An 18,364-nucleotide genomic window follows, 5' to 3' on the forward strand; every position below is an offset into this window, starting at 1 on the left:
ATAGGGCAGCTCGCATCGCGCTTGCAAAGCTTGTTCAAAGGCTGGATTAATTCATCTATCCCTCGTGCTGGCCAGCCAGTCCATTGCGGAGAGCAGCACGTCACCGTCAGGTGCTCCCTGCAGCTTGATCGAGCGACCAGATTGCTTGTCCTTAATGACCAGCGTAGGGGTGGCTGTGATGCCGTCCTGGCTCGCCTTGTGAGCCTGGCTAATGACGGCCTTTTGCACAGACGGGTTACTCGCAGCGCAGTTATCAATGAAGTGCTGTCGATCTTCAAGCCCAGGGATCTGCGGATTGCCAGCAGTTCCAGCACCGTTCGACCGAGTACGCTGATAAATGAGCTCGACTGCGAGCCAGAAGGCGTCATTGCCTCTCTCAATCCCTGCGCACTCAGCCCACCGAGCCTCATAGCTCGCTGCAGGCTCATGCATCGGTAGGGGCAGATGGCGCCACTGAAGATTGACGTCTGGATGCTGATCAACCCAGGCTATGAGCTGTGGGAAGTAATCCTTGCAGTAGGGGCATTCCAGATCTGCATATTCGACGATGGTGAAACGGGCGCCACGGCTCCCGTATACCCATCCGCCACTATGTCTCTTCTGATCGGCTGCCGGCGCCACGGGGTCACCTGTGACGCCAGGGTTATTCTGCATCGCCTCGGTCAGCAGAAAAGGTGAGATAGCCAAGGCGACTGCACCGATGCAGTAGAGGATTTGCCGGCGCGTCGGTCGCTTCATGCGGAGGCCTCTTTGTCGAGAATCTGTTTTGCCAGCAGCTCCTGATCCAGCAGCGTCAGAAGAGCTTTCTGAGCGCTTTCAGGCTGAGGGTGATGCTCAAGCCACTGATCCAGTGCTTTGTGCAGTTGGGACTGAATCTCTCGGCGATCTACCGCTACATGTTTGACGACTTGTAAGTGCTCGATCAGTACCGGCGCGCAGATCTTCAATGCGAGCAGGGAGTCTTCCTGCGGGCACTGAAGTATTTTGGTCAGACTGTCGATCAGATTTTGAGTCAGGGCATCCATGGCTCTCATGCCAGGTTCTCCAATGCACGGGGTGTTGGGAATGTAATGTTCAGGGGCTCAATACCTCGTTTCCGGTCGAGATCTGCAGCTACTTCCAGGGCAGCTCCCAACTCGTCGACACCCATGGACTGCATCAGGTCGTAACGCTGTTTTTTCTCTTCAGGCTCGGTCATGGCCAATGCCAGGTACAGGCTCGGCGGAACAGCGCGAAACAGGACTTCCATCGATTTCGAAAGAACCACGCCTTCGGTGTATTTACCGCTCTCTTTGCGTGCTGACAGCATCAAGCCCTTCTGTGCAGGTGTGAGCTCACGGAAACGGGAGATCTTCTCCACTTCGTCAGGCGGCATGTTCAAGCAGATCCACCACTCGATCATGTTGAGCATTGGTGCAGTTGAGGGAGGAAAGTCATCCATGTTCTGTGTTGCCAGCCAGAACCAGGCCCCGAGCTTTCGCCACATTTTGGTGATCTTCATAATGTAAGGGGCGAGGAGGGGGTTTTTGGTAATGATGTGGCCTTCGTCTGTCACGTTGACCAGAGGACGGCCCTTATACTGATCACGCTCCGCTATGTTGTTCACGGTGTTGATCAGCGAGATGTAAGCGATCGACAACTGGGCGTTGTAGCCCTCACGTGCGTAGGTGGCCAAGTCGACGATGGTCAGATCTGCCTCAGGCCAAGGCGTACCGGTACGGTTGAACATCTCCCCGTCGGCGCCCATGCAAAACATGTCCATGGCTTCGGCCATTTCAAGCATCCGATTGCGTCTGCCCTCCGGGATGGAGGTGTCTTCCCCGGCCGCGCGCAACGCATTACGGACATCTTCCGTCAGGACGGTGCGATCGGCGTCGGAGCAAATTCTGGCCGCTGCAAGGATGCACTGTCGGATTACGCTGCGGTCAGCCCGGGTCAGCCGAGCTTCCTCTTTTTCCTCACCGCCGGTGATCATCAAACGGGCTACGATTTCCATCTCGCCGAGGACATCCCGTTCATCATCGTCTTCATCGGGCTTGGCATTCATGTCCTCGTCAGAGCTCTCTAAGTCATCAGCGTCCAAGGTCTTGACCTGGCTCGGTGTGTTTACCAAGCGAATAGCGTCGGCGAACGGAGCCAGGCTAACGCCTGAGTTCGGGGCCAGCTTGATCCTGTTGACTGTCAGCCCAAGCTTTTTCGCGAAATCCCCGAGTAGACCGAAACTGTTACCCGCCTCGACGATGAACAGGCGGGGAGCGTAAACCGCAATGAGCTGGTTGAGCAGGTTATTCAACGTGGCGGACTTACCTGCCCCTGTGGGGCCGAACAGAAACATGTGGGCATTCATCTGACGATCCAGCTTGTTGAATGGATCAAATGTCAGTGGAGCCCCACCACGGTTGAATAGCGTGATGCCAGGATGCCCGGTACCACTGGAGCGACCCCACACAGGGCACAGGTTTGCAACATGCTGGGCGAGCATCATCTGCACGTACCAGTCCATGGCTCGCTTTTGATTGACGTCGAAGTTCCCGGGAAGCCAACGGAGGTAGCTGTTGAGTGGGGCCACCTCGTCGTCAGATGCTACGGGTTCCATACCGGCACCCAGCAATGCGTTGGTCAACTGCATGCTGCGCGCGGTGAGCTGTGCTTCGTCATTTCCCTTGAGGTAAAAGGCGATGCTGCCTCGGTACAGCTTGTGCTCACGACCGATCAGTTTCCTGGCATCGTTTACCGCTTCGCGGGTCAGTAGTGAAGCTTGGTTGTCACCCACCGACTTGCGTGCCAGCTTCTCAAGATGAGCCTCCAGCACGTCCTGAGGGGTGATGACCAGCGTGATGGCCAACACAGTGTCCTCAGGCAACTTGTCGAACAGGGCATGCAAGGCATCACCGCCTTTACGTGTTTCGCCAGTCAGGTGGCCGGTCTTCGGGGCTTCGCGCAGCCGATCCAGCATGATGACTCTGTGAGGCTGGCCATCGAAGTACCACAAGCCTTTTTGACTGTCGGATTTTGGCTCTCGATAAAAGAGTCCCTGTGCGAAGTCGTCGCCAGTGACCAGTGGGAGATCCTCTCCGGCATCCTCTGTGCGTTTGTTCACCAGTTGAAAGAAGCGATCAAAGTCTTTGAGCGTCGTTCCCAGGTGATCGGGGTGAGGGTTGAACCACTGCAGGAGCCAGTGTCGGATGTCGTAACCGTCCATCCGTTTACTTTTAATGCCGGCGTTGGCCAGACCTCCTGTGAAGCGCTGACAAATGTTGTCCAGGTGCATGGCAGGGGTTTGGCCACGGAACGCTGCATCGCCGACTACCCGGCGATACACGACTACCCGCACTCGGCGCTGCTGGCCACGCCAAGGCAATTTTGAAACTGTGGTGTCTTCAAAAAGACCACCAGGTTTGGCGATTGCATCGAGGTGATGCTTGAACAGATCCAGATACAGCTCCGAGAACGGGCTGCCTTTAGCCTGTGGTCGGATGTATTCACGCAAGTTCCGAAGGTAGTCATCCCAGCTGGTTTCGTCCTTCGCGTAGAACTGCACAACCCAAGGTGAAGTATCGAGCTCGTCAAAACTGTTTTGCAGCGCGTTCTCCAGGGCATCGCGCACCTTGCGAAGCCATTCGGGATCACGGCCTTCAGTGCCGATCGGAGTCAGTTCGAAGAATGCTGCCAAGGATTTGCCATCCTCAAGCAGCATCGCTTGCTCAGCTGGCAGGTACTCAATCCATGGAAGGAGGTCGACAAAGCTCGGCTTGACGTCGTACAGCGCGGCGACGTCGCCAACTGTGGCAGGCTTCTGCTTCGGGTTTCTCCAATCGCCGGGCGCGGGTATGCCCTGATCCTCCAGTCGCTTCAGGTAACGTTCAAGCGCAGCATCCACATCGTTTTGATCTGAAGCTTTCAAATCCTTAACCAGATCATCATCAGGCTGTTCAAGTTCGACCGCTGAAGGCTCGCTCAGCAGAGGGGCGCCCGCTATATCCGTCTGCGTAGCTGAATTGAGGGACGCGCGGCTTTTGAGCCGTTGAAAAAGAGTCATCAGTAGTCCTCGACCCGCTCGCCAGGCATGGCGTACTGCACACGCTGATAGAGAGGGAACACAGTGGTGTAGCCAGGGACTGGTGCTGGATCGGAGCCCGCAAGGTGCGGAAACACATACATGACAAGATCCGGATTGGGCAGTCGTTTGAACTGGCTGTAGATCTCGTTTTGAGCGGTACGGGTGTAGGCCGCGCTGTCCTGCAAGGGCTGGGTAGCGCGTACATCGATTGGACGGCGCAACTCCGAACGTGCATCGAGCAACTGCCGGCCACTAGCGCTCCCGGCCGAACCGGTCGTGCCTTGATTCCAGACGTCCATCATGGTGTTTTGACCATGTGGCAGCATTTGCTCTTTGTTTGTCGAGCATCCAGCCAGCAAGCCCGCGGTGAGAGCGCAATACAGCAGCGCGCAGCGCGCTGACCCCAAGTGTTCAATCCAGGTTGGCATTGGCATGGTTCGCTCCTGAGGCGTACTTGACCTTGCGGCCTTTGAGTTCGTAGTCAATTTCCAGCTCTTGATCGATGTGCAGCGAGACTTGCGCACCAGGCAGTACATAAATGGCCGCGAACGCTTGTCCGTAGAGTTTGTTAACCCAGCTCGAAACGTCCGTGACTCCTTGGGTCAGGATCTTTCCCATCGCCTCGTTACCAGACAAACCGGTGCTACCCAGCGTCCCAGAAGCGTTGGAGACGTATGAGGAGGTGCTTCCCTCGGTCTTGATCAACGATGCTGCTCCAGCGCCTGCTGCGGTGATGAGGGCTTGTGAACCGATGTACTGCTGCGCATTGCTGCGTCGCTCGCCCGCAATACATGGAATGCCGTATGGATCACTGATCCAGCCAAGGCCACCCTGGATGGGTTGTTGGTCTCCAGAGTTGTTCTGGTTGTTGTTCTGTTGATTGCCACCCTGAACCGGTGCCGGCAACGTGCGGACAGTGCCGTCGGTAAACACGAAGGTCAGACTTTTGATCTGCCCCCGCACGCATGAGAGGGTCCAGTCGCCGGACGCTGTACCGCTGGCCACCGCACCGGCTACGTCAGGAAGGTCGATGCCATTGGCAGTCAGGTTGTCCGGACCGATCAGCACCTTGAACGGGTAGGGGTCATTAACCGTCCCATCAACAGGAACCCGGCCGATCAACGCGGACATGGCCACCGAGCCCATCAACGTCGAGTTTTGAGGGAGGGTGTAGGCACGTCGTACCTTCTTACGCTCCTGTTGCTGGCCACCCATGTCATCGCGGACAGACTGAGCACCTGTCGTGAGCGCTTTCTGTCCTCGGTCCACGGACTCGCCGAAGGCTGTAGGAAAGCTGTAGGCGCTCGCGGGGACGCTATTGCCGGCAGTGATCGGTTTGCCATTGCTATCCAGGGCCGTCGCGTCCTGTGGATCGATCCACACGATGTCTGAACCGTTTGTTTCCGATTTGAACTGTTGGCCATCACCAGGCTGAACACCCAACCCAATCGGTAAATCCGAATTGGAATTATTGTTTTGTCCCATTCGGGTCAGTTCATCCATCTGTTTGCGCAAGCCCTCCAACACGCTCTGCTGTTGCTGCTGACTATCCAGCGTGAACTGCTCCTGGGCGTTTTTAAGGCGCTGGTCGACGGTCTGATCAATGTTTGCCAGTCGTTGTTTGAGGGTCTCGTTATCCTGTTTGACCGCAGTGTTCTGTGCGATGACGTCGGTGATCTGCTGCTTGAGCTCGCGTCCTTCAGCGACGACCGTGCGCAGCGTGTCGCTCGGCGTGTCGCCTTCCACACCAAGGGCTTTGGCTTGCTCAGCCGTCAGTTTTGGAGCAGGGGTTTCGGTACTTGGTGCGGAGGCACTTCCCAGTGATTTGATGCCGACGAAAATCACAAGCAGGAGGAATGGAATCACCAGGTACTTGAGCAGCGGATTACCTTTCATGCTTCGCTCCTTGCGCTGCACGCGGATCTGCTTGAGTCGCCGAGAATACGGCCGCCTGTGTCAGCCCGTGTCCTCGCGTGACCAAGTACAGGGTCGTGGTGTCACTGGCATCGCCGCGTGATCCAAGGTAAGGATGTTGAAACGCTGCAGTGACGAATTCACCCATGAGCTCGCGAGGGTCAAGCGTGATGCGCTGCGTCGTCTGATTCTGCAGCTTCACAGCAGTTACCCAAAAATCATCCAGACGCCATGCACCTAAGGGGGTGGACTTCACAGGTAGAGTGGGAAGCAAGGTCGCCAGATCAAGGCTGCGCTCAACCTTCACCTGGGCGATGCCCTCTACAGGCTCAACGGTGCGCAACGGCGCATAGAGCATCTGGGCTGCATAGCGGGTGAGGACGACTGGGACGGGAGTTTCACGCTTGACCACTTCCTCTGGTTCATCGTCTTCATCGCGTGAACGGCTGGATGAGTCCGTGCTCTTCGTAGTGGACTTGGCTGAGCGTGCTGTAGCAGCCCCTCCATAGCGTGCGGATGTTGTTTCACCTTCCACAATCTTCACTGGCTCCAGAGCTGGTTGGCCCGTAGGGGCCTCTGTAGCAGCGATGTCGACCAGAATGATCTCGCCGGTCTTGGCGTTCTGCAGCTGGAGCCGTGTGGGCTCAATCGCTTCCTTCGCAAACAGGTAGATCGCGCCGCCCGTACTCTGCACCCGCAGCTTTTCAGTCAGCGAACGCGGGAGTCCAACACGAACATTCTGATCAACGAAGATGATGCGTTCCTGATTGATGCGCAGAGGAATGGCCAGCGGCAACCGCTCCCAGCGGAGAATCTCGACTGCCGAGGCGACTTGGGCGTTGCCAGCCAACACCGCCAGTAATGTCGAGCATGTGATTACTCGCAGAACACTCATTTGAAGACTCCTTTCGACGGAGTTGCGGGAGCTTCAACATTGCCCTCGATGCGTTGTGGTGCGCCGTTGTAGCAGTCCCAGGCCAAACCGAAGGGATTGGTTTCAGGATCGACGTCCATACGTACAACGTGGAGCGGATATCTCGCGAGGGCACGCTTGACCAACTGCCCGCCGTAATACTCGTCTGCTGTGATATCGAGCGTCACAGTCCAATCGTCGATAGAGTTGGTCACCGTCCTGATCTCTGGCGAATCTCCATAGCCTCGACCTGGAATTTCGTACACGCCTCGGACGCGCTTGCGTAGCTCACCGCTAGACCTGCGCAGTTCAAAATCACTCTGCAGGTAATGCTTGCAAGATGGCGTGATGTAAGCGTCCAGACGGGTGATATTTGCTTGGTAATCCTGCTCGCCGTCGACCGGCCACCGGTTCATTTGCTGAAAGATGTACAGGCCGAATGTGTATACGGATTGGGGAGGGACATCCCACCACATTCGCGTGCTTCCAGACCGCAGATCTGGCGGAACGTGAACGGTCAATTGCTTCGGCGCACTCCACCAGCCGAAACCAAGACCTGCTGCCACCAGCGCGATCAAGACAATCGCTATCCTCAAGCTGTTGATGTGGGCACGTTGGGAGTCGGCCAATTTCAAGAAACGGCTCAATGTTGCTCGCTCCGGCGGCAAGTCCAGTTGCCTGATCGAAGGACCAGGTTGGCTTTGTTGAATGAGGTCGGGCCGAGCATTGCCGTCTGGAGCTGGACCCTGCGGTAGAGCCATGTCTCCGGTCTACCGCGTTTGAGGCGTCGCAAGACGCGAGATGCGATGAGCAGTCCCAAAACTCCTCCTATCAGGGCGCACACCACGGGCATTGACGGTGTGATGATGAATGCCAGCGGCAGACCAATCACAAAGGCTATGCCGCTGCAGCCGAATACGGTCGCCCACATCTCATCTGCCGTAAGACCACCAATCACCACGGGCTGGTTATTCAAGCGACTGGGCAGAAAACGCAGGGTGCCGTCTTCATGCTGATCTTGCTGGAGCTCAGTCATGGGAGCCTCTACGACTTAAAGGATGTTGGTAGCGGTGGTGACCAGGTAGATCGTGACGCCGATCAAGCAAACACCGACTACAGCGGTACTGCCCAGGTCAGCCCATTTGGCTTTGCCCATGTGGATCTCGTGGTAGACGCCCAGCGCATGTCGCCCCACCAGAACGATGCCGAACGCGCACAAACAGAGACCCAGCAGCATGAAGCCGTCGTAGGCATAGTTTTGGAAGGTCTGCAGGAAGCTGGTCCCAGTGCCGCGCGTGGGGGCTTGGGCACCCGGTAGGGCGGCAAAACTAGTACCAGGGGTAGCGGCCATCAGCAGGACCGAAAAAGGCCGGCGTTTCAAAAAGGCACGTGCCTGAGTGAACAATGAATACAGCGTCATCTTTATCTCCTTGGAAAAATCAACTCAACAGCATGAAAGTCATAATCATGAACAGCACTGCCCAGCGAACTGCGGAGGCACCAGCAACCATTCGATCTAGGTTTTGGGTGGCCCACCCCCGATAAATGCTTAGGAAGACCCAGACACCCCATAAGGTGAGGACGCCCATCGCGATCCCCGTCCAAAGCGTGTTGCTGTTGGCCGGTGAAAAGCCGGCAGCGGCCTGAAATGCACTGACCTGGGTGGAGGACATCGTCATGGCGTGTGATCACCGCTGACGTTGTAATGGCCTGATAGCTCCACGGGGTCGCGGGGCTGAGCTCGGGAGGGCGACAGGTAGTCCTGCAGGCCCTGGCGGATGCGAGCTATGTCGCTGACTAACCTGGAGTAATCCAGGTGATAGCGCTGAGCCGATTCACTTGGCAGGTCAGCGCTGCGCTGCGCAACGGCCTCTAGCGCATTGAGCTGGCGAATCATGACTTCCACATTGGCTTGCTCGGAAGCCGTACCGGCTGCTCGGGCATGCGAGGAAAGCAGCGGTGTGCATATGAGGACTGCAGACAGGCAGATCTGCATGCTTGAAAACGCTGGTTTGATCGCGGGGAGTTTGATTTTCACGTCGCGGGCCTTGGAAGCTGTAGGAATCTATGCCCACAGCATGACCAACGGCCCGGAAGGAATCAGCATGAAACCCTTTTTAGGTCTGGGAAGGGTTGAATCGGGTAGGTGCATTCGGTTGATGAGGTGAGATTGCTTTTGCTGAGCTATATTCTTCGTAGAAACGTACGTTGGCGTTATGCTGGCCAGCTAGGTAGAGCAATAGTGATGAACGGTGAAGTGCTATCAGGTGCTACGGCTCTTATTTATATGAAATAAAAAAACGCAACAATAATTCATTGAAGGGGGTACGAGTGTCTAGAGCAGCAATACCAGCAGAAGTTAGGCGAGCTGTTTTAGTTGAAAGCGGGCATCGTTGCGCTATTCCGCGTTGCAATGAAACAGAGTTGGACGTGCATCATATAGTTCCTTGGGAAACCTGTCGTACGCATGATTATGCCAATCTGATTGCTCTTTGCCCTTTATGTCATCGCAGGACACACAAAGGTGAAATTGATCGGAAGTCTTTAATGATCTATAAGGCGAATTTAGCCAAAGAATTTGGCAGGCAGGACACCGGGACCTTTCAAGCCCCAGTGGTCGAAAGTCGTAGACGCATGATCGAAGAAAATAGCGGCCAGCCTGGATTCACATTTCAATTCGATTTTCCTGATTTTCCGTCGACTGTCGAGAGGATCGTATCTCGTAATATAGAGGCTTGGGGTTACGAATTGCTTGCAGGACTCCAGGACTCTCAAGAACAGGCTGAGATTGACTATCCGAATGAAGATAATCCATTTGGGACGCTCAAAAGCGAGTTATTTGGTAGTTATCGTGTTGTGAGGCGCGATGAACGTGTCATTAGTATTGAATATACAGTTGATTTCTACCCGTCCGGGGCGGCGCACGGAGGGCGTGAAACAAAGGTGGTAAATTATCTAATAAAGCCGTTTAATCCTATCACTTTAGAGTACCTCCTGGGAAATATGGAGCGCCTTCCGGAGCTTTCTGAGTTTCTACGTCAAAAGCTGGCTAGGACTGGGGGTTACGATCTGGGTTGGCTGGCGACCGGCACTGCAGCGATTGCTGAGAACTTTTCTTTATTCAATATTGAGTCCTATGGGATTACATTCACCTTCTCTGAGTACCAAATTGCATGCTTTGCAGCGGGAGAACAAAAGGTGTGGGTCGGCTTTGATGAGATTAGGCATATTTGCGATTCTAAAGTGATCGCATTGATTGAAAAGAATGCCACCTAGGGTCTGCCAAATTTGCATAAACTTTAATGGAGGTGTCGTTGTTGAGTAAAAGAAATAGAGATAACTTTACTGTCAAAACCACTACGATCATGCGGCAGCGAGCTGGTGAGGTTTGTTCCAATCCTAAGTGCCAAGTTTCTACAGCCGGCCCTTGCGGTCGTGATAGGGTTACCAGCATTGGTGTAGGTGCCCATATACATGCGGCTGCTCCAGGTGGGAAGCGTTATTTGGCTAGCATGACCAGTGAAGAACGCATGGCCATAGAGAATGGTATCTGGCTGTGCGCAAATTGCTCAATCATGATAGACAGGGATGCTGACGTATATACTGCCGAGAAGCTTCGGCAATGGAGATATGAGGCTGAGCAGAGGGCTGCGGATGGGTTAGGTAAAAGGCTTGGTGGTTTGGGATTCGATGTAAAGTCTATTATTGATCATCAATATTCGAAACACTCTTTGGTAGAAGCTATTGCAAAGTCTCATCGGGACCAAGAAGGTTTTCTTGAAGGGTTGGATAGCAGATTTTGCGTTAGCTCTGGGTTTGTTCAAGGGCGCCAACGTATAGAGCTACGAGCTAAAGAGCCAGTAAGTATGCAGCTCCAGGTAAAGGCTAAGTCTGGAAGTGGGTATATGGAAGGGTTTAGAGATTTTTTTGATCATGGTAAGAAACTCGAGTTGGATGTCGGGGACGTTTCTATTCATGGATCACGTTTGCTATCACATATATTAATGGAGGAGGCTCAGGGTGGTGGGAAGTTGGTCTTCAGTCCTGCCGTGCATGCAGTCTCCGCTAGGATAGAGGTTGTGAATCCGATAACAGGTAGTTCCGAACATGTAGCCGAGCTTGTTGGTGAAGTGTCTGGCGGTAGCAAGTCTATTAGGTTTGTGGCGGAAGCTTTTGACGGGATTCTTTCGATCGGGTTCACTCAAGATAATCTGATCGACTCCCCCAAAGTCCACACTATCAACATGCATATGAATCTTGATCAATGGGAAAAGCAACCGCTGAAGTCCTTGCCGTATCTTCGCAAGTTGATTTCACTGTTCCGGCGGTTGCAAGATGGCTGGGATGTATCTATGACGTTAGAGCACAAGGGTGAGACCATGTTTGCCGGTAGGGGGGGCTTTCAGTCTTGCCAAAACGAGATCCGCGACGTGGTTAGATTTCTAACTTACACTTCAAGAGCTCGAAGTGTGTCAATGTTACTTGGTAAGCAATTATTTTTCACCAAGGCCGCAATGTTCAGTGATAAAGAATCTTCGGAGCTGGATGAGATTATCCAGCTTTTGGAAGGCAGAGGACAGGTGCCGGTAGAGTCGTTGACGAAAACAATAACAGTGGATGTGGCGTATGACGAAAAAGCTGATCAGATTGGGGTGCTTGATGAAACAGAAGGTGTGCGGAGATTTGCTCGGTTTATAGAGAACGAGACTCAAGTAGTCGAAGTTTTTGGTCAATGGATAAAGCTCCCGCAAAGGTCGGTAGAGATCACAGGCTTTACTCCGAGGATAAAACACAAGAAAAGGATGAAGAACGGAGACTTTATAAAGCTGACCTTTGAGCCCGCTCAAGGATTTTCAGTGGTGCGTGGTTATGCTCGGTGATCACTGCCTTCGCAGCCTGATAATGTTCTGGATCATCAGTGAACCCCCACTTCGTTAGTCTGGGTTGACATCACCCGTTTAAAAATGAACAGAAAGCCGATGGTGATGGCATAACCCAGTGCCCAGCCCTGGGCGTTTTGATTGCCCAACTGCTCATGGCCACGACTGAGTTGTTGAACGCTGACCAGCTCCCATCCTTCTCTGCCATGGCGATTCAATACGGCCAGAGTTCCCGGGTCGCTCAGATACCTCTCAACATCCGGTTGAGTTGTCTCATCTGTCGACTTGAACATAAACACGCCGCTGGTCACGGTTTTGTAGGGGAGGGGGACGAAGGTCTGGGTGTATTCAAAAGTGGTCATGGGTCAGCCTCACGCTATGGCCGCGATTACGGATCGGTTGTCTTTGAAGCGCTGCATGATGTCAATCACCAGCGAGTTGACGGCCAGAATCTTCATGGCTCGTGTGACAGCGACGTATAGAAGGTTCAGCTCATCGTCGCGTTTGCCTGCGTCGATGTCAGGGGAAAGCGGATCCGCAGAAAAGTCGTCATAAAGTCCAACGAAGTCCCACTCCAGACCTTTGGCTCTGTGCGCGGTGGTAAGGGTCACGGTTGCATCGAGCTCCGACGTGACAGATGCAGCACGCAGCTGCTCGATGCGTTGGGGCAGATCTGCATAGTTTTCGATGATTTTGATCGACCGCAGCATCTCAGGATCCTGCGTGGCCTTCGCGATCACGACATACTGGTCGTAATCGGCATAGTCGGTCAGCAATTTGCGCTGTTGGACCTGGTCATTCATATGCCGGCTGAAATAGAACAGGTCCTCCAGATCGCGCAAGGAATAGCTGTCGATCCCTCCGATCCACTGCATGCGGTGGTTTTGGTTGACCAGGCGCAGCGCGTTCTCGATCACACCGCTCACAGTACGGTGCAGGTAGGTGCGGTGAGGGAGGTCGTCCGGTAAGGCTCGTTTCACCAACGTCGGCTGTCCCAGGCCTTGCAGGGGGATCTTTTCACCCTTGAAGGAAAGGATGACGTTGGCCACGTAGGCAACTGCCGGTCCAAATCTGAAGCTCTGAGTCAGGAAGTGTTTCTCTGCGTCCTTCATCGCCGGGCTGTTTAAAGCATCCACAGCGCCTCTGAACCGATACAGCTGCTGATGCCGATCACCTACAGTGACTTGAGTTATTGTTTGGATCTGGACCAGGTTCGCGATGACCGGGTTCACGTCCTGCCCTTCGTCGAGCAAAATCGCACCGAAACGCTGGCTCAGATCTGGCTGGCTCATCTGGTACAGCTTCAGATAGCCATCGTGCGTCATGGGGACTGAGCGATCGTTGATATCGACCATCTTCTCCCAAACGCCTCTGGTCAGGTTGAGCGCTTTACTCATGTACTGCTGCTGGACCGAGGTCAGTCTGCGGTTGCTCTGGAATCGCACAAAGTGGTCTTCCAGCAGCTCCAGATCTTTGCTGGCCATGAAAGCATTGAGGGTCGAAACGATGTCTTTGGCCAGCTCCCAATCCTGGGTATTGATCGTCCTCGCGATGTCGGTCAAACGCAGATTGCCAGCCTGCTTGTGTTTGTACTGGCTGCCATAGACAGCGTAGGCAAGGCCGTGAGCTGTTTTGCAGGTCACGTTGCGTGGAAAACGGTTCTTTGCCGCGATCTCAACGGCTTTGTTGTAGCAGAGGTACAGCATTTTGACCGACGAATTATGCGTGGCGTAACCGACGAGTGTCGTTGTCTTCCCGGTACCGGCAAATGCCTGGACCAGTAGCTTCTTCGCGAAGGAGTGAATAGCTGGCAGTTGTTCTTCTGTCCATTGCATGGAGGGCACCTAAAGGTATTTTTTGAAGCTGGACGCCGTAATGCTGACCGCCAGGCCGAGCAGTGCTGCGCACGGCAGGAGCACCAACAATGGGCTCACGCTGAATGGCAGAGCCAGGTAGAGGCTCCAGGGGATGATCACCAGCGGCACCATCGTTGCTCGAGCTTTGTGATATAGGTAGCTGGACTCGCGGCCGGCACCGAACCGCCGCAAGTCTCTGCGTACCAGTCCGTCCACAAAACCAACAAACGCCGTCATCACAAATAACGGGATTGCGAGGGTCAGGATCACCAGGCGCACGCAAAAAACCAGTGTCGTGTAGAGCGCCGCAAGGCCGTAATCCTGAAACTTGCTGACTCCCACGCCGAGCATGTAGCGCATATCGAAACCGCGTGATCGTTGTCCTGTCGCAGCATAATCAGAGGTGTGTTGAACCCAGTCCTGAAGCCCGGTCTTGACCACCAGCCAGTCATATGTGGTTTGAACCAGCCATGTCGCCGTTCGGCCTGGCTCTTGAACAACCACACTCTGCAGGAACCCCTTGGAGAGCCAGCTGAGTTCATGATCGAGCATTGCACGAGCATGCTGCCAACCGGCCTCCGGCCAGAAAAAGTACATGCAGATCCATTCGACGATGATGGCTCCCCCCAGAGAGAGGAACATCACTGCCGCGAATCGGAAGGGCAGGGTGAAAAGAGATCCTATGAACGACTGTTCGTGATCTTGTTGCTGTTTCGCGCGATCGGCAACGTCAGCCATATCACATGTCCCCTTGCCGATCGCTCAACCCGCCGAGAGTCATGCCGCATCCTCAGGTGCAACAGCGATTTTTTTGAAGTCGTCGAGCAGATCTGCAGGCAGGGACTCGTTGAGCGTCTGATAACCAGGCGCTGACCACCAACCCGTGTCGTCGACCTTGCCCACCTGATAGGTCTGACGCATGCTTTCCGCCAAGGCCTGCAGATCTGCCGGCATCACCTCATCAGGATCATGCCCAGGCAAAGGCATTCTGACTTTCCACAGATTGCCGCCTTCCATGAGCGCAAAGCATTGGCCCTTGGGCAGGCCGACGACATGCGCTGGCTCAATCATTGGCACGCTGACCTGTTGCACCTGGTCATGACTGGAGGACGTGAACGCGGTATTGCCCGTTGCACTGTCATTCGCCGAGCTGGCCGGAGTGGCCGTGAAAACCTGAACCTTGGGCAACTGGTTTGTCAGCAGCTCGGCGGTGGACGTTTCGCGGACGCGCAGCATAAACACGTTGTTGAAGTTGCCGATCACCTGGCCGGCCTTGGCTTTGTTGCCGATCTTTGCTTCGATATCGCTCATGGTCTGGGTGTACGCAGTTACCTGCATGCCGGCACCGCCGCCCTTGTTGATCATCGGTATGAATTCCTCACCCATCAGCTCGTTGAACTCATCGGCGTGGAGGTTGATAGGCACCTTGGTGCCAGGGACGCCGCCCGGTAGTCCGTCGTCGACGCCGAATTTGTAGATATGGCCTGCGACCGAGACCAGGTCGGAGAACATCGAGTTGCCGACGGCAGCGGCGACCTCCGTGTCCGACAAAGCGTCCAGGCCGATATAGACCACGGCCTTTTTGCGGACCACCTGCATCCAGTCAAAGATCGGTCGAGGATCGTTCACGTCCTGATAGTCCGGCGAGATCAGTTCCGCCATGCGGCCTGTTGTCAGCTTCTCAAGCAGTGGCAGCAGCGAGGCGACGATCTTGTCGAAATAGGTCTTGTCGTAGCGGACCGCGCTGCGCAGTCCATCCATCACTGGATCTGCCACGCGCGTCTGAGACAGGTATTGATCGATGGCCACCACACGGAACGGCCGGCCCTTCATGTTGAACGGTACGTTTTTTTCGTTGAGCTTGCCCTCAATAGCGACGATCGCCTCCCAGGCCTTTGGATCATATTCATCAAAGTATTTAGAGGCATACTCCTGGAAGATCCCTTCGATGTTGATCACGTGCTGCTGGATCTGCAGGTAGTCAGGTCGACGGCCCAGCGCGACGAGGGCTCTTGCGATGATGTTCACGAATCGCCAAGCGAATTCACGGAATGCTGCTGAGTTACCTTCCCCGGAGAGTTGCCCAGCGATCCTGGTGGCCACCTCCGAAATCCGCCCAAAACGCCCAACGGCGTTGTAGCGTGCCGAGTGATCTGGCCAGCCCAGGTGGAACACATAAAATTCGTTCAGGCGGCCGGCGCGTTTGGCTTCGAGATACATGCGCTTGAGCAAATCTGCATCGCCCTTCGGATCAAAGACGATGACGACCTCGTGCTGGCCGTGCTTTTTCCGCCGAATGTCCTGAGTGATGAACAATTCAGCCAGGCGCGTTTTTCCGACACGGGTAGTGCCCAGGACAATTGAATGGCCTACTCGCTCACCCAAAGGAAGAGAGACGTTCTCCTCGTATGGTTCGATGCCGTGCAGCCTTGGCAAACCGCCGACGGGGGGCAGAGGTCGCACAGGATTGATGGGCACGTCCCATGATGTGGCTCTGGCCAGAAGCCGGACCGGGTATGGGGCGAACTCAGCTCTTTCCTCAAAACGACGCGCTGCGCGAAAAAGTGGGGTAGCTTCAACGTAGCTGGCGTACTTCGGCAGGTAAGTGTCCATCAGCCGCTGGGTATGGCGCTGCTGCCAGCGAAAGCCAAGACCGATGAAGAGACGTTGATTGCTGACCGGCACTTCTTTACTGGTCATCGTGTAATGAGGCAGTCGACGGATGTTTCGGCGATAGCGCAGCACCTGCCATGCTTGTTTCAGACGCACTAAACCCAAAGCGAGAAAGCCCGCGGAGGTCACGATGCCGAACAGCGGAGTAAGCGCAAACGCCCAGGGAGCGAACACGCACAGGAATGCACCTGCAGCGCACACGCACACGGTGTACAGCTCTACGGCGGGTCTGAGCAGTGATTCAATGGCGTAATCGTGAGCCATAACCCGACCTCCTATTGCTCGATGGCGGTTGGGGTGATCAACACCGGATAGTGATTCAGGCCGAGTCGTTGAGAAAGCTCGTCACCTGATGCGGGGGACACGAGCGCGTCGGGCAACCAACTCCTGACTACGGCAAGTCGTTCTTGTGTGGCCACGTTGACCACCAGTCCTACGGCCTGCATCTGCTTCAGCACCGCACCGCGTTCTTGTAGCCATCGGCGTGAAGTTTCGTCGTCACCGATCAGGAACAAAGGCTGCAGGCCTGGCGCGTTGATGATTCGGCCCTGAACTGTCCCCGGAGTCATTCGAGTGGTGCGTACCGGCAAGCCCTGTGCTGCTACAGGATCCAGTTGCGAGGTCAGGTCATTTGAGACAGAAGAGGACGGCTCGGGATTGAGAGATCGATAGTAAGGCAGCGCTGAGTCACCCCCTTTGTCTTCAACCACGGTGAGCTCTGCAGCTTGGCTGATCATAAATGGCAGGCAGAGCGCTGCGCCGAGGATCACTGATCGGGTCATGGATTGGTCACCAGCATTTGAATGCCGGTTACCCGGCTGAGATGTTTGGCAAAGGCCTTGCGGTAATTGGCGGCTGGAGCGCCGCCGGCAGGCCGGTGATAGCGTCCGGCTACGGTGATCCAGTCACCGCCAAGCGCGCGCAGTTCGGCGAGCATCTGTGCAGCCACATCGAGGTTCTTGTAGGGATTGAGCGCGTCGCACGGATTGCTTGATTTAAATCTCTGGCCGTTCCAGCCCATGTTGACCTGACCTAATCCGACGTCGACCCGCTTGGGACCCGCCTGCGCGAGTGCGATGATAAGTGCGGTGCAGGCATCGGCACGGGTTGCAAAACGATAACTAGCGCCGGCAACGTTCAGCGTCCAAGGCCACGGGACCAGTTGGCCCCGCAGTGGCGTCCCACTTTCCTGCAGTGCCACCGAGTAGAGCACTTCCGACGGAATGTTCGCGGCGTGGGCAGCCAACTGATAAGCCGGTGGGGGAAGCTCGGCTGCATGGCTTGTCAACGCGAAGCACAGCAGGGCAAGGCCTGCCCACGTCACTGACGCAGCCATTGCCCATTCACCTCTCGCACAACGGCCGGTAACTCGCCACCCAAGCTCAGGCCAAGCCAACGTCCACCGTCATGGTTGAGGGTGATTTGCCGGGATCTGACATTCGCAGGGTCGATCCCCGAGACAATCGCCCAGTTGCGAATTCGCTCATCGTCGTTCTGGCTACCCACCATGTAAACGTCAAAAGGCTGCTTCTGAGCTTGAAGGGCCTTAACCCGAACTGAGCACTCCGGGCAATCGTCCTTGACGAACACTGCCAATCGGCCATTGCCCTGGTTAGCAGGGCTCGCGGTCGCCCCTTGGGATGCCGAACTGGCGATGGGCATCAGATTGGGATAGAGGCGTTTAAAGGCATCGTCATATGCGCGTTGATAAGCCAATTCTTTTGCCGTGCGCTGAGCCTCGGCTTTGACCTGGAGCTCTGCATACCGCCGGCGCTCTTCATCATTGCGGGCTTCGATACCCAACGCAGTCAGCGGATCCAGCCCGGGGGAATACACACCTCGTGAACTCTGCATCAGCGTTTGATAGCGCTGCCATTCTTGAGGGCTGAGGTTCCAATCTCGTGCCAGCATCTCGTCGCTCGATTGCGATTGGCTGTCTAGCAAGGCGCTCTGCTGCTCTCTACTGGTGGACTGCGCTGAACTATTGCTGGCGGCGTTGGCCATGCCAGTTGCTGAGAGCAGGATGACTCCCGTCAGTGTGAACATTCGCAAGGTGTAAATGGACATG

20 protein-coding genes are annotated in these 18,364 nt (G+C 55.2%); 2 read left to right on the forward strand and 18 right to left on the reverse strand.

The features are described from left to right. Nucleotides 1-51 precede the first annotated feature (51 nt). Genes GE543_RS06790 through GE543_RS06840 form a run of 11 tightly spaced genes read right to left on the reverse strand, consistent with a single transcriptional unit; the run spans nt 52 to nt 8,925 of the window. A complete protein-coding gene (locus GE543_RS06790; RefSeq protein ID WP_153221044.1) occupies nt 52-738 on the reverse strand; it encodes a thioredoxin domain-containing protein in 687 nt (228 codons plus the stop codon). After that, nucleotides 735-1,034, reverse strand: a complete 300-nt coding sequence (locus GE543_RS06795) for a hypothetical protein (RefSeq protein ID WP_054994242.1) — start codon at nt 1,032-1,034, stop codon at nt 735-737. The genes GE543_RS06790 and GE543_RS06795 overlap by 4 nt, the downstream gene beginning before the upstream one ends. Then, nucleotides 1,031-4,039, reverse strand: coding sequence for a conjugative transfer ATPase (locus GE543_RS06800; protein WP_153221045.1), 3,009 nt, complete (start codon nt 4,037-4,039; stop codon nt 1,031-1,033). The genes GE543_RS06795 and GE543_RS06800 overlap by 4 nt, the downstream gene beginning before the upstream one ends. Continuing rightward, on the reverse strand, nt 4,039-4,494 hold the full coding sequence (locus GE543_RS06805) for a TIGR03751 family conjugal transfer lipoprotein (RefSeq protein WP_153221046.1): 456 nt from the start codon (nt 4,492-4,494) through the stop codon (nt 4,039-4,041). Before GE543_RS06805 ends, GE543_RS06800 begins: the two co-directional genes overlap by 1 nt. Continuing rightward, nucleotides 4,472-5,956 carry a TIGR03752 family integrating conjugative element protein gene (locus tag GE543_RS06810; RefSeq protein ID WP_153221047.1) on the reverse strand — a complete coding sequence of 495 codons (1,485 nt, stop codon included), beginning with the start codon at nt 5,954-5,956 and terminating at the stop codon, nt 4,472-4,474. The genes GE543_RS06805 and GE543_RS06810 overlap by 23 nt, the downstream gene beginning before the upstream one ends. Beyond that, a complete protein-coding gene (locus GE543_RS06815) occupies nt 5,946-6,869 on the reverse strand; it encodes a TIGR03749 family integrating conjugative element protein (protein WP_153221048.1) in 924 nt (307 codons plus the stop codon). The genes GE543_RS06810 and GE543_RS06815 overlap by 11 nt, the downstream gene beginning before the upstream one ends. Continuing rightward, complete coding sequence (locus GE543_RS06820; protein WP_024960171.1) at nt 6,866-7,534, reverse strand: PFL_4703 family integrating conjugative element protein; 669 nt, start codon at nt 7,532-7,534, stop codon at nt 6,866-6,868. Before GE543_RS06820 ends, GE543_RS06815 begins: the two co-directional genes overlap by 4 nt. Further along, nucleotides 7,531-7,923 (reverse strand): TIGR03750 family conjugal transfer protein, encoded by a 393-nt coding sequence (locus tag GE543_RS06825; protein ID WP_153221049.1) that lies wholly within the window; start codon nt 7,921-7,923, stop codon nt 7,531-7,533. The genes GE543_RS06820 and GE543_RS06825 overlap by 4 nt, the downstream gene beginning before the upstream one ends. Before the next feature lie 15 nt (nt 7,924-7,938). After that, on the reverse strand, nt 7,939-8,307 hold the full coding sequence (locus GE543_RS06830) for a TIGR03745 family integrating conjugative element membrane protein (RefSeq protein ID WP_074952401.1): 369 nt from the start codon (nt 8,305-8,307) through the stop codon (nt 7,939-7,941). Nucleotides 8,308-8,326: 19 nt separating this feature from the next. Further along, nucleotides 8,327-8,566: a TIGR03758 family integrating conjugative element protein gene (locus GE543_RS06835; RefSeq protein ID WP_153221050.1), complete on the reverse strand. Its 240-nt coding sequence runs from the start codon at nt 8,564-8,566 to the stop codon at nt 8,327-8,329. Next, nucleotides 8,563-8,925 (reverse strand): RAQPRD family integrative conjugative element protein, encoded by a 363-nt coding sequence (locus GE543_RS06840; protein WP_371927107.1) that lies wholly within the window; start codon nt 8,923-8,925, stop codon nt 8,563-8,565. Before GE543_RS06840 ends, GE543_RS06835 begins: the two co-directional genes overlap by 4 nt. A 293-nt stretch (nt 8,926-9,218) precedes the next feature. On the opposite strand from GE543_RS06840, the gene GE543_RS06845 reads away from it, so the two are divergent. Together GE543_RS06845 and GE543_RS06850 are read left to right on the forward strand one after the other, a co-directional pair. Then, entirely contained in the window at nt 9,219-10,163 is a 945-nt protein-coding gene (locus GE543_RS06845; protein ID WP_198706144.1) for an HNH endonuclease, read from the forward strand. A gap of 32 nt (nt 10,164-10,195) precedes the next feature. Next, nucleotides 10,196-11,767 carry a hypothetical protein gene (locus GE543_RS06850; protein ID WP_371927110.1) on the forward strand — a complete coding sequence of 524 codons (1,572 nt, stop codon included), beginning with the start codon at nt 10,196-10,198 and terminating at the stop codon, nt 11,765-11,767. Between the two features lie 35 nt (nt 11,768-11,802). Here GE543_RS06850 and GE543_RS06855 read toward each other — a convergent pair whose 3' ends face one another. From GE543_RS06855 to GE543_RS06885, 7 genes are read right to left on the reverse strand one after another with little or no spacing between them, the layout of a single operon-like run. Beyond that, nucleotides 11,803-12,129: a DUF4177 domain-containing protein gene (locus tag GE543_RS06855; protein WP_003425105.1), complete on the reverse strand. Its 327-nt coding sequence runs from the start codon at nt 12,127-12,129 to the stop codon at nt 11,803-11,805. Nucleotides 12,130-12,138: 9 nt separating this feature from the next. Beyond that, nucleotides 12,139-13,602: a UvrD-helicase domain-containing protein gene (locus GE543_RS06860; RefSeq protein WP_016567469.1), complete on the reverse strand. Its 1,464-nt coding sequence runs from the start codon at nt 13,600-13,602 to the stop codon at nt 12,139-12,141. Between the two features lie 9 nt (nt 13,603-13,611). Beyond that, nucleotides 13,612-14,361 (reverse strand): TIGR03747 family integrating conjugative element membrane protein, encoded by a 750-nt coding sequence (locus GE543_RS06865; RefSeq protein ID WP_003425101.1) that lies wholly within the window; start codon nt 14,359-14,361, stop codon nt 13,612-13,614. Nucleotides 14,362-14,400: 39 nt separating this feature from the next. Then, nucleotides 14,401-16,560, reverse strand: a complete 2,160-nt coding sequence (gene traD, locus GE543_RS06870; protein ID WP_060400882.1) for a type IV conjugative transfer system coupling protein TraD — start codon at nt 16,558-16,560, stop codon at nt 14,401-14,403. A gap of 11 nt (nt 16,561-16,571) precedes the next feature. Then, entirely contained in the window at nt 16,572-17,078 is a 507-nt protein-coding gene (locus GE543_RS06875) for an integrating conjugative element protein (RefSeq protein ID WP_116894643.1), read from the reverse strand. Next, nucleotides 17,075-17,632: a transglycosylase SLT domain-containing protein gene (locus GE543_RS06880; RefSeq protein WP_016567471.1), complete on the reverse strand. Its 558-nt coding sequence runs from the start codon at nt 17,630-17,632 to the stop codon at nt 17,075-17,077. Before GE543_RS06880 ends, GE543_RS06875 begins: the two co-directional genes overlap by 4 nt. Beyond that, entirely contained in the window at nt 17,617-18,363 is a 747-nt protein-coding gene (locus GE543_RS06885) for a TIGR03759 family integrating conjugative element protein (RefSeq protein ID WP_153221051.1), read from the reverse strand. Before GE543_RS06885 ends, GE543_RS06880 begins: the two co-directional genes overlap by 16 nt. Nucleotide 18,364: the final 1 nt, after the last annotated feature.

The organism is Pseudomonas sp. SZ57 (genome assembly GCF_009495975.1).
Lineage (GTDB): Bacteria > Pseudomonadota > Gammaproteobacteria > Pseudomonadales > Pseudomonadaceae > Aquipseudomonas > Aquipseudomonas syringae.

Excerpts from the sequence above, each read along its gene's own strand:
- GE543_RS06865 (WP_003425101.1), bottom strand. The coding sequence starts at position 14,361 with ATGGCTGACGTTGCCGATCGCGCGAAACAGCAACAAGATCACGAACAG.
- GE543_RS06795 (WP_054994242.1), bottom strand. The coding sequence starts at position 1,034 with ATGAGAGCCATGGATGCCCTGACTCAAAATCTGATCGACAGTCTGACC.
- GE543_RS06810 (WP_153221047.1), bottom strand. The coding sequence starts at position 5,956 with ATGAAAGGTAATCCGCTGCTCAAGTACCTGGTGATTCCATTCCTCCTG.
- GE543_RS06885 (WP_153221051.1), bottom strand. The coding sequence starts at position 18,363 with ATGTCCATTTACACCTTGCGAATGTTCACACTGACGGGAGTCATCCTG.
- GE543_RS06880 (WP_016567471.1), bottom strand. The coding sequence starts at position 17,632 with ATGGCTGCGTCAGTGACGTGGGCAGGCCTTGCCCTGCTGTGCTTCGCG.
- GE543_RS06800 (WP_153221045.1), bottom strand. The coding sequence starts at position 4,039 with ATGACTCTTTTTCAACGGCTCAAAAGCCGCGCGTCCCTCAATTCAGCT.
- GE543_RS06875 (WP_116894643.1), bottom strand. The coding sequence starts at position 17,078 with ATGACCCGATCAGTGATCCTCGGCGCAGCGCTCTGCCTGCCATTTATG.
- traD (WP_060400882.1), bottom strand. The coding sequence starts at position 16,560 with ATGGCTCACGATTACGCCATTGAATCACTGCTCAGACCCGCCGTAGAG.
- GE543_RS06835 (WP_153221050.1), bottom strand. The coding sequence starts at position 8,566 with ATGACGATGTCCTCCACCCAGGTCAGTGCATTTCAGGCCGCTGCCGGC.
- GE543_RS06825 (WP_153221049.1), bottom strand. The coding sequence starts at position 7,923 with ATGACTGAGCTCCAGCAAGATCAGCATGAAGACGGCACCCTGCGTTTT.
- GE543_RS06855 (WP_003425105.1), bottom strand. The coding sequence starts at position 12,129 with ATGACCACTTTTGAATACACCCAGACCTTCGTCCCCCTCCCCTACAAA.
- GE543_RS06815 (WP_153221048.1), bottom strand. The coding sequence starts at position 6,869 with ATGAGTGTTCTGCGAGTAATCACATGCTCGACATTACTGGCGGTGTTG.
- GE543_RS06805 (WP_153221046.1), bottom strand. The coding sequence starts at position 4,494 with ATGCCAATGCCAACCTGGATTGAACACTTGGGGTCAGCGCGCTGCGCG.
- GE543_RS06790 (WP_153221044.1), bottom strand. The coding sequence starts at position 738 with ATGAAGCGACCGACGCGCCGGCAAATCCTCTACTGCATCGGTGCAGTC.
- GE543_RS06830 (WP_074952401.1), bottom strand. The coding sequence starts at position 8,307 with ATGACGCTGTATTCATTGTTCACTCAGGCACGTGCCTTTTTGAAACGC.
- GE543_RS06860 (WP_016567469.1), bottom strand. The coding sequence starts at position 13,602 with ATGCAATGGACAGAAGAACAACTGCCAGCTATTCACTCCTTCGCGAAG.